The organism is Blautia sp. AF19-1 (assembly GCF_003479155.1).
Lineage (GTDB): Bacteria > Bacillota > Clostridia > Lachnospirales > Lachnospiraceae > Fusicatenibacter > Fusicatenibacter saccharivorans.
Window position 1 is genome coordinate 69,037 of sequence record NZ_QUGQ01000002.1, and the last position, 17,001, is coordinate 86,037.

Annotated in this window: 17 protein-coding genes; 15 read left to right on the plus strand and 2 right to left on the minus strand. The window is 50.2% G+C overall.

The features are described 5' to 3' along the window. Positions 1 to 10 precede the first annotated feature (10 nt). Both DWX26_RS01450 and pgeF read left to right on the plus strand, forming a co-directional pair. The gene (locus DWX26_RS01450; RefSeq protein WP_022461514.1) at positions 11 to 373 is read left to right on the plus strand and encodes a YraN family protein; all 363 of its coding nucleotides are present in this window, start codon (positions 11 to 13) and stop codon (positions 371 to 373) included. A 13-nt stretch (positions 374 to 386) separates the two neighbouring features. Beyond that, positions 387 to 1,241 (plus strand): peptidoglycan editing factor PgeF, encoded by an 855-nt coding sequence (gene pgeF, locus DWX26_RS01455; protein WP_243030470.1) that lies wholly within the window; start codon positions 387 to 389, stop codon positions 1,239 to 1,241. A gap of 96 nt (positions 1,242 to 1,337) precedes the next feature. On the opposite strand, the gene DWX26_RS01460 is transcribed toward pgeF, so the two are convergent. Beyond that, a complete protein-coding gene (locus DWX26_RS01460) occupies positions 1,338 to 2,501 on the minus strand; it encodes a ribose-phosphate pyrophosphokinase (protein WP_117509055.1) in 1,164 nt (387 codons plus the stop codon). 211 nt (positions 2,502 to 2,712) lie between these two features. Here DWX26_RS01460 and DWX26_RS01465 point away from each other — a divergent pair, with 211 nt between their 5' ends. The 8 genes from DWX26_RS01465 to DWX26_RS01500 all read left to right on the plus strand — a co-directional run bounded on the left by DWX26_RS01465 (position 2,713) and on the right by DWX26_RS01500 (position 11,292). After that, a complete protein-coding gene (locus DWX26_RS01465) occupies positions 2,713 to 4,107 on the plus strand; it encodes a DUF512 domain-containing protein (protein ID WP_055226462.1) in 1,395 nt (464 codons plus the stop codon). Continuing rightward, positions 4,061 to 5,389: a ribosome biogenesis GTPase Der gene (der, locus tag DWX26_RS01470; protein ID WP_117812871.1), complete on the plus strand. Its 1,329-nt coding sequence runs from the start codon at positions 4,061 to 4,063 to the stop codon at positions 5,387 to 5,389. Before DWX26_RS01465 ends, der begins: the two co-directional genes overlap by 47 nt. Before the next feature lie 6 nt (positions 5,390 to 5,395). Next, entirely contained in the window at positions 5,396 to 6,043 is a 648-nt protein-coding gene (gene plsY, locus DWX26_RS01475; RefSeq protein ID WP_055226461.1) for a glycerol-3-phosphate 1-O-acyltransferase PlsY, read from the plus strand. Positions 6,044 to 6,046: 3 nt separating this feature from the next. After that, on the plus strand, positions 6,047 to 7,060 hold the full coding sequence (locus DWX26_RS01480) for an NAD(P)H-dependent glycerol-3-phosphate dehydrogenase (RefSeq protein WP_117812872.1): 1,014 nt from the start codon (positions 6,047 to 6,049) through the stop codon (positions 7,058 to 7,060). A 187-nt stretch (positions 7,061 to 7,247) separates the two neighbouring features. Beyond that, on the plus strand, positions 7,248 to 8,771 hold the full coding sequence (locus DWX26_RS01485; RefSeq protein WP_117812873.1) for a 4Fe-4S dicluster domain-containing protein: 1,524 nt from the start codon (positions 7,248 to 7,250) through the stop codon (positions 8,769 to 8,771). A gap of 25 nt (positions 8,772 to 8,796) precedes the next feature. Beyond that, positions 8,797 to 9,879: an ABC transporter substrate-binding protein gene (locus DWX26_RS01490; RefSeq protein ID WP_226906312.1), complete on the plus strand. Its 1,083-nt coding sequence runs from the start codon at positions 8,797 to 8,799 to the stop codon at positions 9,877 to 9,879. Next, a complete protein-coding gene (locus tag DWX26_RS01495) occupies positions 9,857 to 10,639 on the plus strand; it encodes an ABC transporter permease (protein WP_117760362.1) in 783 nt (260 codons plus the stop codon). Before DWX26_RS01490 ends, DWX26_RS01495 begins: the two co-directional genes overlap by 23 nt. After that, entirely contained in the window at positions 10,636 to 11,292 is a 657-nt protein-coding gene (locus DWX26_RS01500) for an ATP-binding cassette domain-containing protein (protein ID WP_117760361.1), read from the plus strand. Before DWX26_RS01495 ends, DWX26_RS01500 begins: the two co-directional genes overlap by 4 nt. A 48-nt stretch (positions 11,293 to 11,340) precedes the next feature. Here DWX26_RS01500 and DWX26_RS01505 read toward each other — a convergent pair whose 3' ends face one another. Next, a complete protein-coding gene (locus tag DWX26_RS01505) occupies positions 11,341 to 12,162 on the minus strand; it encodes an aldo/keto reductase (RefSeq protein ID WP_055218124.1) in 822 nt (273 codons plus the stop codon). 362 nt (positions 12,163 to 12,524) lie between these two features. Here DWX26_RS01505 and DWX26_RS01510 point away from each other — a divergent pair, with 362 nt between their 5' ends. From DWX26_RS01510 to cooS, 5 genes are all read left to right on the plus strand, one after another. After that, on the plus strand, positions 12,525 to 12,875 hold the full coding sequence (locus DWX26_RS01510; protein WP_055218122.1) for a hypothetical protein: 351 nt from the start codon (positions 12,525 to 12,527) through the stop codon (positions 12,873 to 12,875). A 14-nt stretch (positions 12,876 to 12,889) separates the two neighbouring features. Next, the gene (locus DWX26_RS01515; protein WP_117509049.1) at positions 12,890 to 13,072 is read left to right on the plus strand and encodes a CooT family nickel-binding protein; all 183 of its coding nucleotides are present in this window, start codon (positions 12,890 to 12,892) and stop codon (positions 13,070 to 13,072) included. Positions 13,073 to 13,207: 135 nt separating this feature from the next. Continuing rightward, positions 13,208 to 14,140: a methylenetetrahydrofolate reductase gene (locus DWX26_RS01520; protein WP_022462431.1), complete on the plus strand. Its 933-nt coding sequence runs from the start codon at positions 13,208 to 13,210 to the stop codon at positions 14,138 to 14,140. 38 nt (positions 14,141 to 14,178) lie between these two features. Then, positions 14,179 to 14,949: an ATP-binding protein gene (locus DWX26_RS01525; RefSeq protein WP_022462430.1), complete on the plus strand. Its 771-nt coding sequence runs from the start codon at positions 14,179 to 14,181 to the stop codon at positions 14,947 to 14,949. A 126-nt stretch (positions 14,950 to 15,075) separates the two neighbouring features. Further along, complete coding sequence (cooS, locus tag DWX26_RS01530; protein ID WP_117760360.1) at positions 15,076 to 16,968, plus strand: anaerobic carbon-monoxide dehydrogenase catalytic subunit; 1,893 nt, start codon at positions 15,076 to 15,078, stop codon at positions 16,966 to 16,968. The last annotated feature ends 33 nt before the right edge of the window (positions 16,969 to 17,001 follow it).

Sequence of the window (17,001 nt, forward strand, 5' to 3'; positions counted from 1 at the left end):
GGTATCGCATTTGAACCAGCGGGAAGTAGGAACGAGACAGGAGAGCCGTGCGGCAGAATATCTGGAAAGTCTGGGATATCACATCCTGGTGCGGAATTTCCGGTGCCGCTTCGGTGAGATCGACCTGATCGCAAAACAGGACGACACATACATTTTTATCGAAGTAAAATACCGCACCGGCCGGACAGCCGGAGACCCGACAAGCGCCGTGGATGGAAAGAAACAGAAGAAAATTTCAAAAACAGCAGATTACTACCGCATGCTCCACCAGATCCCGATGGATGTGCCCTGCCGCTTCGACGTCGTGGCAGAGACACCGGAGGAGATCCGCGTCTATGCGAACGCGTTTTATTATCAGGGGAGCGGCTGGTAGGAAGGGAGTTTTTATGATACCAATTCAATGGAAACAAAACGATAAAAAAACGATGCATGTCAACGAGGCGGAAAACGGCGTGGTCTATCTGACCTGGCCGGCGATTGAGAAAATTGAGGGCATCCGCCATGCATTTTCCACACGGATCGGCGGGGTGAGTAAGGAACATCTTTCCAGCATGAATCTCAGCTTTTCGCGCGGCGACGATCCGGCGAATGTGCGGGAGAATTACAGAAGATTCTGTGAGGCGGCGGGGTTTGAAGTGGAAAACATTGTTACCTCCGATCAGGCACACACAACGAAGGTCCGTTATGTGACGAAAGCAGACTGCGGCAGCGGCGTGACAAGAGACCGCGATTTTCATGATATTGACGGTATGATCACTGACGAGCCGGGCGTCGTACTTGCGACATTCTATGCGGACTGCGTGCCGCTCTACTTTGTCGACCCGGTGCACCGTGCAATTGGACTTTCACATTCCGGCTGGCGTGGAACGGTCCACAAGATGGGACAGGCAACGCTCGATGCGATGCACGAACGGTTTGGAACAGAAGCAAAAGATGTGATCGCAGCCGTCGGCCCGTCGATCTGCCAGGAATGCTACGAGGTGAGCGGTGACGTGATCGAAGAGTTCCGGGCAGCATTCCCGGAAACACTGCATGAGAAACTGTTCTACGGAAAACCAGATGGAAAATACCAGTTAAATCTCTGGGAGGCGAATCATCAGATCCTTCTTGCGGCAGGAGTGCCGGAGAAGCAGATTCATCTGCCGAACCTCTGCACCTGCTGCAACCCGGATTTCCTGTATTCCCACCGTGCATCGAAGGGAAAAAGAGGAAACCTCGCGGCATTCCTTTCCCTGGTCTGAAAACAGGATCGAAAACAGAATAGAAAGCATCAAAAAACGGACCTGGAAAAAACAGATCCGTTTTTTGCTGTATGCATCCGGCGGACACAAAATCGACTATCTGTGTTTTGCCAGCAGCTTATTGATTTTCTCTGTCGTAGACTGTACTTTTGCAACGGATACGTCGTGGTTAAGCGTATCGATGATGCTTGCCATATATTTGCTCATCTCAGCCGGCTCATACCAAGGACGGGAAACGAGTTCCGGTGTACGGTAGGTCAGGTCGGTGGTGATGACTTTGCTGATATAGCCTTTCTCATAGTAAGCATCGAATTTCTCCAGACCATCGGTGAAGAGGCCGAAGGTGGTGCAGACAAAGACGTGGTCAGCGCCGCGCTCTTTGACCTGTTTTGCAACGTCGAGCATACTCTCACCGGAGGAGATCATATCGTCGATGATGACAACATCTTTTCCTGCTACGGAATCGCCGAGGAACTCATGTGCCACGATCGGGTTCTTTCCGTTTACGATGGTGGAGTAATCTCTTCTCTTATAGAACATACCCATATCGACGCCGAGCACGTTGGAGAAGTATACGGCACGCGCCATCGCTCCCTCGTCCGGGCTGATGATCATCAGATGATCGTTGTCGATCGTCAGATCCGGAACGGAACGAAGAAGGGCTTTTAAAAACTGGTAGGTTGGCATGAAGTTGTCAAAGCCGCCGAGCGGAATTGCGTTCATGACACGAGGATCGTGTGCGTCGAAGGTGATAAAGTTGGAAACACCCATGTTCATCAGCTCCTGCAGAGCAAGTGCGCAGTCGAGAGACTCACGTTTGGTGCGCTTATGCTGTCTTCCTTCATAAATGAAAGGCATGATTACGTTGATCCGGTGTGCTTTTCCCGTTGCAGCAGCGATGATACGTTTCAGATCCTGATAATGGTCATCCGGTGACATGTGGTTCTCGTAGCCGCAGACCTTGTAGGTGATGCTGTAGTTGCAGACATCAACCAGGATGTAAAGATCGGCACCGCGGACGGATTCGTTGATCTTTCCTTTTGCTTCGCCGGAACCGAAACGCGGGCACTCGCAGTCAATCAGAAAAGAATCCTCGGAATATCCGGAAAAGGAAACCCCGTTGCGGCGCTCGGCGAGCTCTTTACGGAACTGAACCAGATACGCATCAACTTTTTTTGCCATTTCCATACTGCCCGGCAGAGCTGCGAGCTTTAACGGAGCAACCGGAATGGAATTTTCAAGTAAATCTAAATTAGCCATACAAACCTCCAGTAATCGACATTTTTTACAAACCATTTACTTCCTATTTATATCATCTTGGGAAAGGGCGCGTCAAGCAAAAAACGAAAGAATCCTTGCTTTTTGTGCAGGTTGTTGTTATTATAATGAATGAATGTCCGCTGGCTATGCAGAGTTCTGCTGCCTTTCGGACAGAAAATGAAGGAAAAGGAAAGGCCATAACGTAATATCTGTGAAAAACAAAACGAAACACATCATAAAGAAAATAGAACCGGGCAGTATTGCCGAAGAGCTTGAACTGGAACCGGGAGACGAACTGCTTCGTGTCAACGGGGAAGAAATCGAGGACGTTTTTGATTACCATTTCCAGACCAACGACTCCTATCTGGAACTCACGATCCGGAAGAAAAACGGGGAAGAATGGGATCTGGAGATTGAAAAAGAGTACGACGAGGAAATCGGCATCACATTCGAGAACGAGTTCATGGATCAGTACCGTTCCTGCAGCAACAACTGCATTTTCTGCTTCATCGATCAGATGCCGCCGGGAATGCGTCCCACCTTGTATTTTAAGGATGACGATTCGCGTCTGTCCTTCCTGCAGGGAAACTATATTACACTGACCAACATGAGCGACCACGATATCGACCGGATTATCCGCTACCATCTGGCACCGATCAATATTTCGTTCCAGACAACGAACCCGGAGCTCCGCTGCAAAATGCTGCACAACCGTTTTGCGGGCAATATCTTTCCGAAGGTCCAGCGCCTTTACGAGGCGGGAATCGAGATGAATGGACAGATTGTGCTCTGCAAGGGATACAACGACGGCGCAGAGCTGGAGCGCAGTATTTCGGATCTGTCAAAATATCTGCCGCATCTGAAAAGTGTTTCGGTTGTCCCGGTCGGACTTTCGAAGTACCGCGACGGACTGGCGCCTCTGGAACCGTTTACCAGGGAGGATGCAAAAGAAGTTCTTGCCACGATTCACAAATGGCAGAAAAAGCTGTATGAACAGTGGGGACTTCACTTTATCCATGCTGGTGATGAATGGTATCTGCTGGCGGGAGAGCCGATCCCGGAGGAGGAAAATTACGATGGCTATATCCAGCTGGAAAACGGAGTGGGAATGCTCCGGCTTCTGGAAGACGAGGTTGCGGAAGAACTTTCGAAACGAGAAGGGGACGACCGTCACCGCCATGTAACGATTGCGACCGGAAAAGCTGCGGCGCCGTCGTTGGAAAAACACATGCAGAAAATTCGTGAAAAATATCCGAATGTACAGGCGGAGGTTGTCACGATTATCAACTATTTCTTTGGAGAATCCATTACCGTATCCGGTCTGATTACCGGAAAGGATCTGATGGAGCAGTTAGAGGGAAGAGATCTTGGCGACTGCCTGCTGCTTCCGTGCAACATGCTCCGTTCGGGAAAAAACGTCTTTCTCGACGATGTGACGGTGGAAGAGGTGGAAGAGCGCCTGAAAACACCGGTACAGATTATCGATGAGCCGGGCAGCGACCTGGTGAAAGCCGTTGTGGAGGAAAACCAGGAGACGATACACAGAAGGAGAACAATGTATGAGCAAGCCGATTGTAGCAATTGTGGGCCGGCCGAACGTGGGTAAATCCACCCTGTTTAATGTATTAGCCGGAGACAATATTTCGATTGTAAAAGACACACCGGGTGTAACCCGTGACCGTATTTATGCCGACGTGGAGTGGCTGAACCACAAATTTACGCTGGTAGACACCGGCGGTATTGAGCCGGAATCCAAAGATATCATTCTCTCCCAGATGAGAGACCAGGCGCAGATCGCCATTGATACCGCAAATGTCATCATCTTCATCACTGACGTCCGTCAGGGCCTTGTAGATGCCGATGCAAAAGTAGCTGATATGCTCAGAAGAAGCCGCAAGCCGGTTGTGCTGGTGGTCAACAAAGTCGACAACTTCGACCGTCAGATGATGGATGTTTATGAATTCTATAACCTCGGCATCGGAGAGCCGCACGCCATTTCCGCATCCGGAAAGCTCGGCATCGGCGATATGCTCGATGAGGTGACAGGATACTTTGAACCGGAGATGGAAAACGAGGAGGAGAGCGAGATTCCGCGCATCGCCATTGTTGGAAAACCGAACGTCGGAAAATCCTCCCTGGTCAACAAACTGCTGGGCTCGAACCGTGTCATCGTATCCGACATCGCCGGAACGACGCGCGATGCGATCGATACCACGATCATGCACAATGGAAATGAATATATTTTCATCGATACCGCAGGTCTTCGAAAGAAAAACAAGATCAAAGAGGAGCTGGAGCGGTACAGCATCATCCGTACAGTATCTGCCGTAGAGCGCGCAGATGTCGTCGTTCTTCTGATCGATGCAACCGAGGGTGTCACCGAGCAGGATGCCAAAATTGCCGGTATCGCCCATGAGCGTGGAAAAGGTATGATCATTGCGGTAAATAAATGGGATGCCTTGGAAAAAGATGACAAGACGATCTACCGCTTTACCGAAAAAGTAAGAAATACACTGGCTTACATGCCGTACGCAGAGCTTCTTTTTATCTCTGCGAAGACAGGACAGCGTCTTCCGAAGCTGTTCGAGACGATCGACATGGTTCTGCAGTACCAGAACCTGCGCGTACAGACCGGTGTCCTGAACGAGATTCTGACCGAGGCAATGGCAATGCAGCAGCCGCCGTCAGACCGTGGAAAACGACTGAAAATCTACTACATGACACAGGTTTCGGTCAAACCGCCGACATTTGTTATTTTCGTCAACGACAAAGAACTGATGCATTTCTCCTATGTTCGATATCTGGAGAATAAAATCAGAGAGTCGTTCGGCTTCCGCGGCACACCGCTGAAATTCATCATCAGAGAACGAAAAGAGAAGGAGCAGTAAAGAGTTATGGTACGGATCATATGCCTTTTGATCGGATACGCATTTGGCCTTTTTCAGACCTCATATATTTATGGAAGGACGAAGGGAATTGATATCCGGGAACACGGCAGCGGAAACGCAGGAACGACCAACGCGCTCCGGACTTTAGGGAAAAAAGCAGGCGCCATCACGCTTGCCGGCGACTGCATCAAATGCATTCTGGCGGTCCTGACGGTACGCCTGATCTTCGGTGCATCGCACCCGGAACTGCTGAAACTGCTGACGGTGTATGCTGCGGCCGGAACGATTCTCGGCCACAACTTCCCGTTTTACTTAGGCTTCCGCGGCGGAAAAGGAATCGCTGCGACCGCGGGTCTGATTATCTCGTTTGACTGGAGAATCACGCTGGTCTGTGCAGCGCTGTTTTTCCTGAATCTTGCAGTAACACACTATGTTTCCCTCGGTTCCATGATGGTTTACGTTGTCTTTTTTGCAATGGCCGTTATCATGGGACAGGCGGGCTGCTTTGCGCTGGAACCGCCGTATCTCTATGAGATGTACGTGGTGATCGCACTTCTTGCCGTGCTTGCCTTTTGGGAGCACCGTGCAAACATCAAGCGTCTCATCGCGGGAACAGAGCGGAAAACGTATTTATCCAAAAAGTCGGAGAAATAAAATATGGCAAAGATTAGCATCATCGGAGCAGGAAGCTGGGGAACCGCCCTCGGCCTCCTGCTCTGCAACAACGGGCATGACGTGACGATCTGCTCGGAAAATGAAAAGGAAATTAAGAGCTTAAAGGAACACAGAGAGCATCTGACGAAGCTTCCGGGCGTAAAACTGCCGGATGAAATGAAATTCACCTGCGATGTGCGCGGCTCCCTTTCCGGACAGGACATCCTTGTAATGGCAAAAGCATCCCCGTACGTGCGAACCACATGTAAAAAGTATGCGGCGGATATTCCGGACGGCCAGCTCATCGTCAATGTGGCAAAAGGCGTGGAAGCCGATACCCTGATGACGATGTCTCAGATCATCGAGGAGGAAGTGCCGGGAGCGAATGTCGTTGTTCTCTCCGGACCAAGCCACGCAGAGGAAGTCGGCCGCGGCCTGCCGACCACGATCGTTGTCGGCGCGCATGACCGCGAGAGCGCACTGTATGTGCAGAATGTGTTCATGAGTCCGGTCTTCCGCGTTTACACAAGCCCGGACATCACGGGAATTGAACTTGGCGGAGCTCTGAAAAATGTCATCGCACTGGCAGCCGGAACGGCGGATGGTCTTGGCTACGGCGACAATACGAAAGCGGCTCTGATTACCCGCGGGATCGCGGAAATTGCACGGCTCGGCACGGCGATGGGTGCCCATGCGGAAACCTTCTACGGTCTTTCCGGTATCGGCGACCTGATTGTAACGTGTGCTTCCGTTCACAGCCGGAACCGGAAAGCCGGATACCTGATCGGCCAGGGCAGAACGATGCAGCAGGCGATGGATGAGGTTCAGATGATCGTCGAGGGCGTCTATTCCGCAAAAGCGGGTCTTACCCTGTCGAAAAAATTCGGAATCGAAACGCCGATCATTCAGGCCGTCAATCAGGTTCTGTTTGAAAACAAAAACCCGAAACAGGCTGTGGATGAACTGATGCAGCGTATGAAAAAAGACGAACTCGCCCCGGATCTCTGGGAGCGGTAAAAATAAGAAACCTGTCACTTCTGTGAAATGATACAGAGACGGCAGGTTCTTTTTTGTGCAGACCGAAATTTTTCAGCAAAAATACGGGAAAAAGATGACAATACTTTCGAAATCAAGTATAGTAATAGAAAGCGGAATAATTTTAACTGAAAAGATGCGGAGGAAAATACAGCAGGAGGAAGAAAGAATGAGAGGAGTAGAAACAAGAATTCAGGAAATCCGCCATGCCATTTTTACGGAAGTTGCAAAAATGGCGTATGACGTGGACTCTCCGGTGGAAAAGACGATCGAGGAAATTCCTTACCGTGTAATTCCCGGTGAGGTCGGAAATTTTAGAAATGATGTGTTTCTGGAGCGGGCGATTGTAGGAGAGCGGCTTCGCCTTGCAATGGGACTTCCGTGCAGAAGCGCGGCAGAGCACGCCCCGATCTCGGACAATATCAAACTGGCGGACCAGGCGGAGACGTATTATACACCGCCGCTCATTAATGTCATCAAATTTGCATGCAACGCCTGTCATGAAAAACGGGTTCTGATCACGGAGGGATGTCAGGGGTGTCTTGCACATCCGTGCGTGGAAGTCTGTCCGAAAAAGGCCATTACGCTGGACCGCACCAATGGACGATCCTATATTGATCAGGATAAATGCGTCAAATGTGGTCAGTGTGCCAAGGTATGCGGATACCAGGCTATTATTATTCAGGAGCGTCCGTGTGCGAGAGCCTGCGGAATGGATGCCATCGGTTCAGACGAGAACGGAAAAGCGGATATCGATTACGAGAAATGTGTATCCTGCGGCCAGTGTCTCGTCAACTGCCCGTTCGGCGCTATTTCGGACAAATCCCAGATCTTCCAGGTAATCCGTGCGATCCAGTCGGGAGAGCGCGTCTATGCAGCGCTGGCACCGGCGTTTGTCGGCCAGTTCGGACCGAAAGTAACGCCTGGAAAACTGCGTGCGGCGATGAAAAAGCTCGGTTTTGCGGATGTCTTTGAAGTTGCGATCGGAGCGGATCTCTGTGCGGCACAGGAGGCAGAGGATTTTGTGAACGAAGTTCCGGAGAAACTGCCGTTTATGGCGACATCCTGCTGTCCGGCCTGGTCTGTAATGGCGAAGAAACTGTTCCCGGATTACGCAAGCTGTATCTCGATGGCACTGACCCCGATGACGCTGACGGCGCGTCTGATCAAGAAACACAATCCGAATGCGAAGGTTGTCTTTGTCGGACCGTGTGCGGCGAAAAAACTGGAGGCCATGCGCCAGTCTGTCCGCAGTGAGGTGGACTTCGTTCTGACGTTTGAAGAGATGTCGGGCATTTTCGATGCGCGCCAGGTAGATGTGAGTGCACTTGAGGAAGATCCGGACGGCGTCAGCGATGCATCGGTGGACGGAAGAAACTTTGCTGTCTCCGGCGGCGTTGCAAAATCTGTGGAAAATGTAATCCGTGAAAAATACCCGGACCGCGAAATCAAGATGGCAAATGCAGAAGGTCTGAAGGAATGCCGGAAACTGCTGACAATGGCGAAGGCCGGAAAGTACAACGGTTATCTTCTCGAAGGCATGGCCTGTCCGGGCGGATGCGTGGCAGGAGCCGGCACGATGCAGTCGATCAAAAAGTCACAGGCGGCAGTCAACAAATATGCGGCGCAGGCAAAACACAAGATTTCCAGCCAGACAGAATATGTAAAAGAACTGGACAAGCTGGTAGACTAAAAAGAACAGCAAGGTGGAGAAAAAAGTGAAAAAGAAAAGAAAGATGGGCTTTGCGGCAGCGATTCTTGCAATGGTACTTCTGTTTGCAGGATGCGGCCAGACAGAGACAAAGTCGGAGAGCAGCGGGACAAAAAGCACAGGATCAGAAAGTACAGTATCAGAAAGTACGCAGACAGAGAGCAGCACAGTGGCATCGGAAACAGAAGATGAGACACTGGTCCATGTGCTTGCATTAAAAGGACCGACCAGCATGGGAATGGTAAAAATGATGAGCGATAACGACAGCAAAGAGTCACCTGCGGACACGTTTGAACTTGCCGCTGCCCCGGATGAGGTCAGCGCAAAACTGGTACAGGGAGAGGTGGATATCGCCGCGGTTCCTGCGAACCTTGCAAGCGTACTCTACAACAAGACAAACGGCGGCGTGCAGGTGCTCGCAGTCAATACGCTCGGTGTCCTTTATATCGTCGAGGACGGCGATACCGTACATTCCATTGCGGATCTGAAAGGCAGAACCATTTATGCGGGCGGCAAAGGTGCAACTCCGGAGTATGCTTTGAATTATATCCTCGAAAAGAACGGCCTCGTACCGGGTGAGGACGTAACGATCGAGTGGAAGAGCGAACACGCCGAGTGCGTGGCAGCACTTGCAGAAGATGCCGATGGAATCGCCATGCTGCCGCAGCCGTTTGTAACGACGGCACAGACGAAAAAAGAAACGCTGCGCACCGCACTTGACCTGACCGAAGAATGGAACAAAATCCAGGAGTCCGAAGGAACAGTGAGCACACTGGTGACAGGTGTTACCGTTGTGCGCACTGCCTTTGCCAAGGAGCATCCGGAAGCAGTTGCAGACTTCATGGAAGCTTACCAGGCATCCGTATCCTACGTAACCGAAAACACGGATGAGGCGGCAAAACTGATCGGGGATTATGACATTGTTCCGGAGGCAGTCGCAAAGAAAGCGCTTCCGGCGTGCAACATTGTCTGCATCACCGGTGATGAGATGAAAGAGAAGCTTTCCGGTTATCTCGGTGTACTCAAAGACCAGAACCCGGAGGCAGTCGGAGGAGAACTTCCAGGAGATGACTTCTATTATTCCGAATAAAGACAAAAAAGAGAAACAGAGAAAAACGAAGCGCTGGCCGATCGTGTTCTGGCTTATGATCTGGCAGGCGGCAAGTGTTTTTGTCGGGCAGGAGATCCTTCTGGCATCTCCTGCCGCTGTTTTGAAACGCCTTTTTACGCTTGTAACAGAACCGTTCTTCTGGCAGTCCCTGCTGTTTTCCGGAGCACGCATCGGAGCCGGATTCCTTCTTGGTGCGGCGGCGGGAATTGCAGGAGCTGCACTTGCCGGTCGGTTTTCCATTGCAGAAGAACTCCTGACGCCGCTGGTTGCAGCAGTGAAAGCAGTGCCGGTCGCTTCTTTTGTGATTCTGATCCTGATATGGGTTTCGTCGAAGAATCTTTCGGTTGTGATTTCGTTTCTGATGGTATTTCCGATCCTGTATACAAACACGCGGAACGGCCTGCGGGAACTGGACACAGCGCTTTTGGAGATGACAGACGTTTTTCAGGTTCCGCGGCCGGTGCGGCTGCGCTGGGTGATCCTGCCGCAGCTGTACCCATATATCCGGACGGGATGTTCACTTTCCCTCGGCCTTTGCTGGAAGGCCGGAACGGCAGCAGAAGTAATCGGCATTCCGAACCGATCCATCGGAGAGCATCTGTATCAGGCAAAAATATATCTCGACACACCGGGACTCTTTGCCTGGACGGCAGCGATCGTGTACGTCAGCTTCTGTCTCGAAAAAGCTGTTTTAAAAGGAATGGATCTTGCGGAAAAAAGAATGCTGGTGATGAAATGAGAGAAGATACGATTGAAATCTGCCATCTGAAAAAAGCGTATGGAGAACACGTTATTTTTTCGAATCTTACGATGGAACTGAAAAAAGGAGCAGTGACCTGTCTGATGGCTCCTTCCGGGGCGGGAAAGACAACCCTGCTGCGGATTCTGGCAGGCCTGGAGCAGGCGGACGGCGGAAAAATCGGGGGACTGGAAGCCTTAAGAAAAAGTATGGTTTTTCAGGAACCGCGGCTGGCAGAAGAACTGACAGCTGCAGCCAATATCCAGCTCTCGGTAAGGCGCCGCATGTTTGGAAAAGAAAAAAGAAGCTTCCGTCATCTTGTGGAGGAGATGGAGGAACTCGGCCTTTCGGGCTGTGAAAACCAGGCTGTATCGGAACTGTCGGGCGGCATGCGCCAGCGGGTGGCGGTTCTGCGGGCCATGCGCATGGACGCAGATTTCCTCCTTTTGGATGAGCCGTTCCGGGGACTGGATGCGGGGACGAAAAAGAAAACGATGAACTATATCCGCAGAAAAGGAAAAGAAAAAACGATACTTCTGGTCACGCATGATTTAGAAGAAGCCGAAGCAATGGGGGACTGGATCTGCACCTGCAGCAGACTGGATGGTATCCTCGAAATAAAGAGAAACAGAAAAAGCAGCACAGAAATCTGAAACGGAAAGAAACAGATTTTCTGTGCTGCTTTTTCTGTGAATCCGCAGTTACAGCAGGTCATCCGGTATGGAAGCGGAGCGGAGCTGTTCGTCCATCGTGTCGATGAGCGCCATGTCGGCTTCAGAAAGTTCGAAGTCGAAGACATCCGCGTTGGCAAAAATGCGGTCCGGCTGTGTCGATTTCGGGATGACACTGATGCCCTGCTGGACGAGGTAGCGGAGGCCGATCTGCGCTTCAGTGCGTACATACTTTTCTGCCAGCTGCTGCATAATCTCACGGTTCAGATAAAGACCTCTTGCGAGCGGCGCATACGCTTGAACGGCGATTCCATGTGAACGGCAGAAAGCGATGAGCGGTTTCCGGTTCCAGAGCGGATGGCATTCGATCTGGTTGACGGCCGGGATGATGCCGGAAAATTCAAAGAGGGCGGTAAGGTGCGGCTCCTCGAAGTTGCTGACGCCGATCGATTTTGCACGCCCGGATTCGCGGATTTTTTCGAGTGCGCGCCATGTCTCCGGGTAGCAGCCCGGCACCGGCCAGTGAATCAGGTAAAGATCAACGTAGTCGAGACGGAGACGGTCGAGGCTGCGGTTGAAGGCACCTTCGATATCACCGACCCGCTGCGCGGTATTCCATACCTTTGTGGTAATAAAAAAGTTTTCCCGCGGAATCCCGCTTGCGCGGATCCCGCGGCCGATGCTGTCCTCATTTTTATAGGAGGAGGCGGTATCGATCAGACGGTAGCCGTATTTTGCCGCGGTGACAATTGCTTTTTCTGCCTCTTTTTCTGTCGATTTGTAAGTGCCAAGCCCCAGAAGCGGCATCGCTCTGCCGTCGTTCAATGTGATGGTTGGAATAGAAAGTGCCATAAAAACCCTCCGTATCTTGAATCAAAAAAAGATTCTGCCGTATTTCTCTCATAATTATGTTTAGTATAACATGAAAATTTAAAGAAATCAGACCAAATATATTAAAAAAGTTTAACACAATCGGGAAATGAAAAAAATAACAAGCCACGCAAGAAAAAAGAAGGATGCCAGGACGGCCTGTACGGCGAATTGTACAGAAATTTTGTGGAGGCCGTATTGATTTTGTGCATGAAATAGAGTATAATAAGTTTGAATTGATATTTATTTATCATTCCCTGTACAATCTGCAGGACGTTTCAGGAAAACAAAAGCGGACGAAACGGACGGCAGAGCAGAAAAACGGGGACAGAGGAGGCCATATTATGCATTTATTATATGACGAGAATGGAAATCCCATTCCGCACGGAGCTCACGACGAGCACCATCATCACCATGACCATCATCACGAGGGAGAAGACTGCGGACATGCCTGCAATGCATGCGGTTCCGAAGAAAAATGCAAGGACGAGAATCTTGCCCTTTTAACCTATATGCTGCAGCACAATGAACATCACGCAGCAGAACTCGACGAGATGGCCGACAAACTGGAAAAAGCCGGAATGGCGGACGCCGCAAAACAGATCAGGGAGGGAGTATCCGATTTCCAGAAAGGCAATATGCGCCTGTCCCTTGCACTGACGCTTGTAAAAGAGCATTTGAAAGAAGTTAAGTAGAGGAGGCGTAAGCTATGTGCCTTGCAACGGTATACAAAAATCCGGAGAACACAGTTGTCTGTAAAAATGTAAGCCGCATCGATGTCGATGGAGAATACGTTCTCATCCGCGACATCCTGGGCGAAGAGATCAGACTGCAGGGTAAGATCAAAATGGTAGATCTTGCAAACAGCATCGTAGAGCTGGACTGTGAATGATAATTGGTTGACGGAACCAGTTATTCTATAAAAGCGGTTTTAAGACCCCGGGGTCTGCGAATCGGAACAAACAGAACAGGCGAACCGGGACTTAGAATAGGAATATATTATATTAAAGCGGAGGTAAATTGAATTATGAAACTTTCAGAAGAGATGAAAAACAAGACCCTTCTGTCTTTTGAGCTGTTCCCGCCAAAGACAGAGAAGGGACTGCAGAATCTGCCGGGTACCATCGACCACCTGATGAAGTACAACCCGTCTTACATTTCCTGTACATACGGAGCAGGCGGCGGAAACGTCGGAGCAAACCGTGAAGTATGTCAGATGATCAAAAATGCCGGAACCACACCGGTTACTCATTTCACCGTTATCAAAAACACAAAAGAAGGAATTAAAGAACAGCTGGATCAGTATCTGGCTGACGGCGTAGACCACATGCTGGCACTGCGCGGTGATATTCCGCTTGGCGAGACCACAACCTGCGGTGACTTTGACTACGCTACGGATCTTGTAAAATTCGTACGTGATACCTACGGCGACAAATTTGAAATCGCTGTTGCAGGTTCACCGGAAGGCCACATCTCCTGCAGAAGTCTGGAGTCTGATATCGCAGTTCTGAAACAGAAACAGGACAACGGAGCTGACTACATCATGACACAGCTCTGCTGGGATATGGAGCAGTTCAAATACTGGCTCGATGCAATCCGTAAAGCAGGAATCACCATGCCGGTAGACGTTGGAGTTATGCCGATCCTGGATCAGGCAGCTACCATCAACATGGCACTTTCCAGAAACGGCTGTGTTATGGACAGAGAGCTTTCCAGAATGATCTCCAGACACTGGCTGTTCCCGAACCCATTTGCAGCAAAAGATGCAGAGGGCAAACCGTTCGACGTATTCTACGACAAGAAAGTTGCAGAGTTCAAAGAAGAGGGTATCGAATATACCGTAAAACAGATTGATGCATACCGTGCACTCGGTGTCAATGGAATTCATCTGTATGCACTGAATAAATGGAAAGACGTATCTGAAATCATCGACAGATCCGGCCTTTGCACACTGGTTTAATGAATTAATTACTTGAATTTGGGAGGCATCCGATTTTTATGGCACACGTAATAGCTGTCGCCGGAAAAGGCGGCGTTGGAAAAACAACATTATGCGGCTTGCTGATCCAGTATCTCTGCGAGTCAGGAAAAGGTCCTGTTCTTGCAGTTGATGCGGACGCAAACTCAAACCTGAATGAGGTACTCGGTGTAGAAGTAGAAGCTACCCTTGGAGATATCCGGGAGGAGATTGCCCGTGCAGAGATGGCATCCAAAAACCCGATTCCGGCAGGTATGAGCAAGGCAGATTATGCGGAATTTAAATTTGCAGGCGCTCTGACTGAGGAAGATGATTTTGACCTGCTTGTGATGGGAAGAACACAGGGAAAAGGCTGCTACTGCTTCGTCAATGGACTTCTGCAGAATCAGCTTGCAAAGCTGTATCCGAATTACCCCTTCATGGTTGTGGATAACGAGGCAGGCATGGAGCATATCAGCCGTGGTATACTTCCGGGAATGGATACAGCTATTTTGGTCAGTGACTGCTCAAGAAGAGGAGTACAGGCCGCTGCGAGAATCGCGGAGCTGATCAAAGAATGCGATATGAAGCCGAAGCAGGTAGGACTGATCGTAAACCGTGCGCCGAATGGCGTGTTAAATGAGGGAACCCGTGAGGAAATTGAAAAACAGGGATTAACTCTCCTTGGCGTTGTTCCGCACGATGATCAGGTTTATGAATATGACTGTGACGGAAAACCAACCGTACGTCTGCCGGAAGACTCTCCGGTACGCGCGGCATTAAAGAAAATCGTAGAAAACCTTGATTTATAAAAACAGAGAATCTGCCCTCCGCTTTGTACACGCTGCAGACGGAGGGATATTTCAAAAGTAAAATATCCCCCATGGGAGGATGTTTTTACCATAAAAATATTAAAATACAATCTTGAGGAGGACAAGATGAGCGAATTCAAATTAACAAGCGTAGAAGAATTCGAACAGGCCACGAATGAGCTCCTGGAAAATGGTGCAAAGGTTGGCGCTGACGCATGGCAGTTTCGTGTAAAAAACCAGACCCCGCACTGTAAATTCGGTGAGCAGGGAACCTGCTGCCGTATCTGTACGATGGGACCTTGCCGTATTACACCAAAGGCACCGAGAGGAATCTGCGGATGCGATGTACACGGTATTGTAGGACGTAACTTCCTGCGCTTTACAGCAGGCGGTTCCGCAACACATTCCGATCATGGCCGTGAGATCTGCCACACACTGCATGAGGCTGATCCAAACGGAAACTACAAAGTAAAAGATCCGGAGAAACTGATCCGTATTGCAAAAGAGTGGGGCGTAGAGACAGAAGGAAAAGATATCTATGATCTGGCACATGAGATGTCCGAGCTGGCTCTTTTAGAGTATGGTAAACCGTTCGGAACACAGAGATTCCTGAAACGTGCTCCGCAGCATACACAGGAAATCTGGGAGAGAGAAGAAATCGCACCGCGTGCGATTGACCGTGAGGTTGCATGTTCTCTTCATATGACCCATATGGGATGTTCTTCCCTTCCGGAAGCACTCGTTCGCCAGTCCCTTCGTTCCGGACTTTCCGATGGATGGGGCGGCTCCATGATGGGTACCGAGTTCTCTGACGTACTGTTCGGAACTCCAAAGCCGATCGAAACCGAGGCAAACCTTGGTGTTATGAAAGAAGATGAAGTAAATATCATCGTTCATGGCCATGATCCGTCACTTTCCGAGATGATCTGCGAATACGCAGACGATCCGGAGATGATCGCATATGCAAAAGAAATGGGAGCAAAGGGAATCAACGTAGCAGGTGTCTGCTGTACTTCCAATGAAGTAGCAATGCGCCGCGGCGTGCCGATGGCAGGTAACTTCCTGCAGCAGGAAAACGTGGTACTGACCGGTGCCTGCGAGGCCATCGTTGTTGACGTACAGTGTATTTTCCCGGCCCTTGGACCTTTAAGCAAATGTTTCCATACTAAATTCGTTACCACCAGCCCGATTGCGCAGATGCCGGATGCAGAATACATTCGTTTCAACGCAAAAACAGCAGGTGAGAATGCAAAAGCCATCGTAAAAATGGCAATTGAAAACTTTAAAAACCGGAAACCGGAGCTGGTACATATCCCGCATATGAAGCAGAAAGCAACCGTGGGATACTCTTTTGAGTCCATCATTAAGACTCTGGATAAAGTAACCAATTCCCAGGTTGACCAGACCGGAACTCTGATGCCGCTGTGGCAGTGTGTGGCATCCGGCGTTATCCGCGGTGCAGTTGCCATGGTAGGATGCAACAACCCGAAAGTCCGTCCGGACACCGCTCACATCGAGCTGATGAAGAAGCTGATCGCGCACGACGTTATCATCGTTGCTTCCGGATGCTCTGCACAGGCAGCAGCAAGAGCAGGTCTGATGGACAAACGTGCTAAAGATCTCTGCGGTGCAGGCCTGAAACGTGTCTGCGAGCTGGCTGATATCCCGCCGGTACTCCACATGGGATCCTGCGTTGATATCTCCCGTATGATGGTTCTTGTAGCAGAACTTGCTAAAATCGGTAATGTCAATATTTCCCAGCTTCCGGTTGTCGGATGTGCTCCGGAGTGGATGTCTGAGAAAGCAGTTTCCATCGGAAACTATGTTGTAGCAACCGGTATCGATACTTACCTTGGCGTAGAGCCGTACGTATCCGGATCCACTGAGGTAACAGGACTTCTGACCAACGGTGTCCGCGACTGGGTTGAGGCAGCTTACACAGTAGAAAAAGACATCGACAAGCTGGGCGATGCAATGCTCGCACGAATCGAAGAGAAACGTGCCGCACTCGGCGTATAAAAAGGACAGGGCGGTCCCTGACGTAAAAAGAGA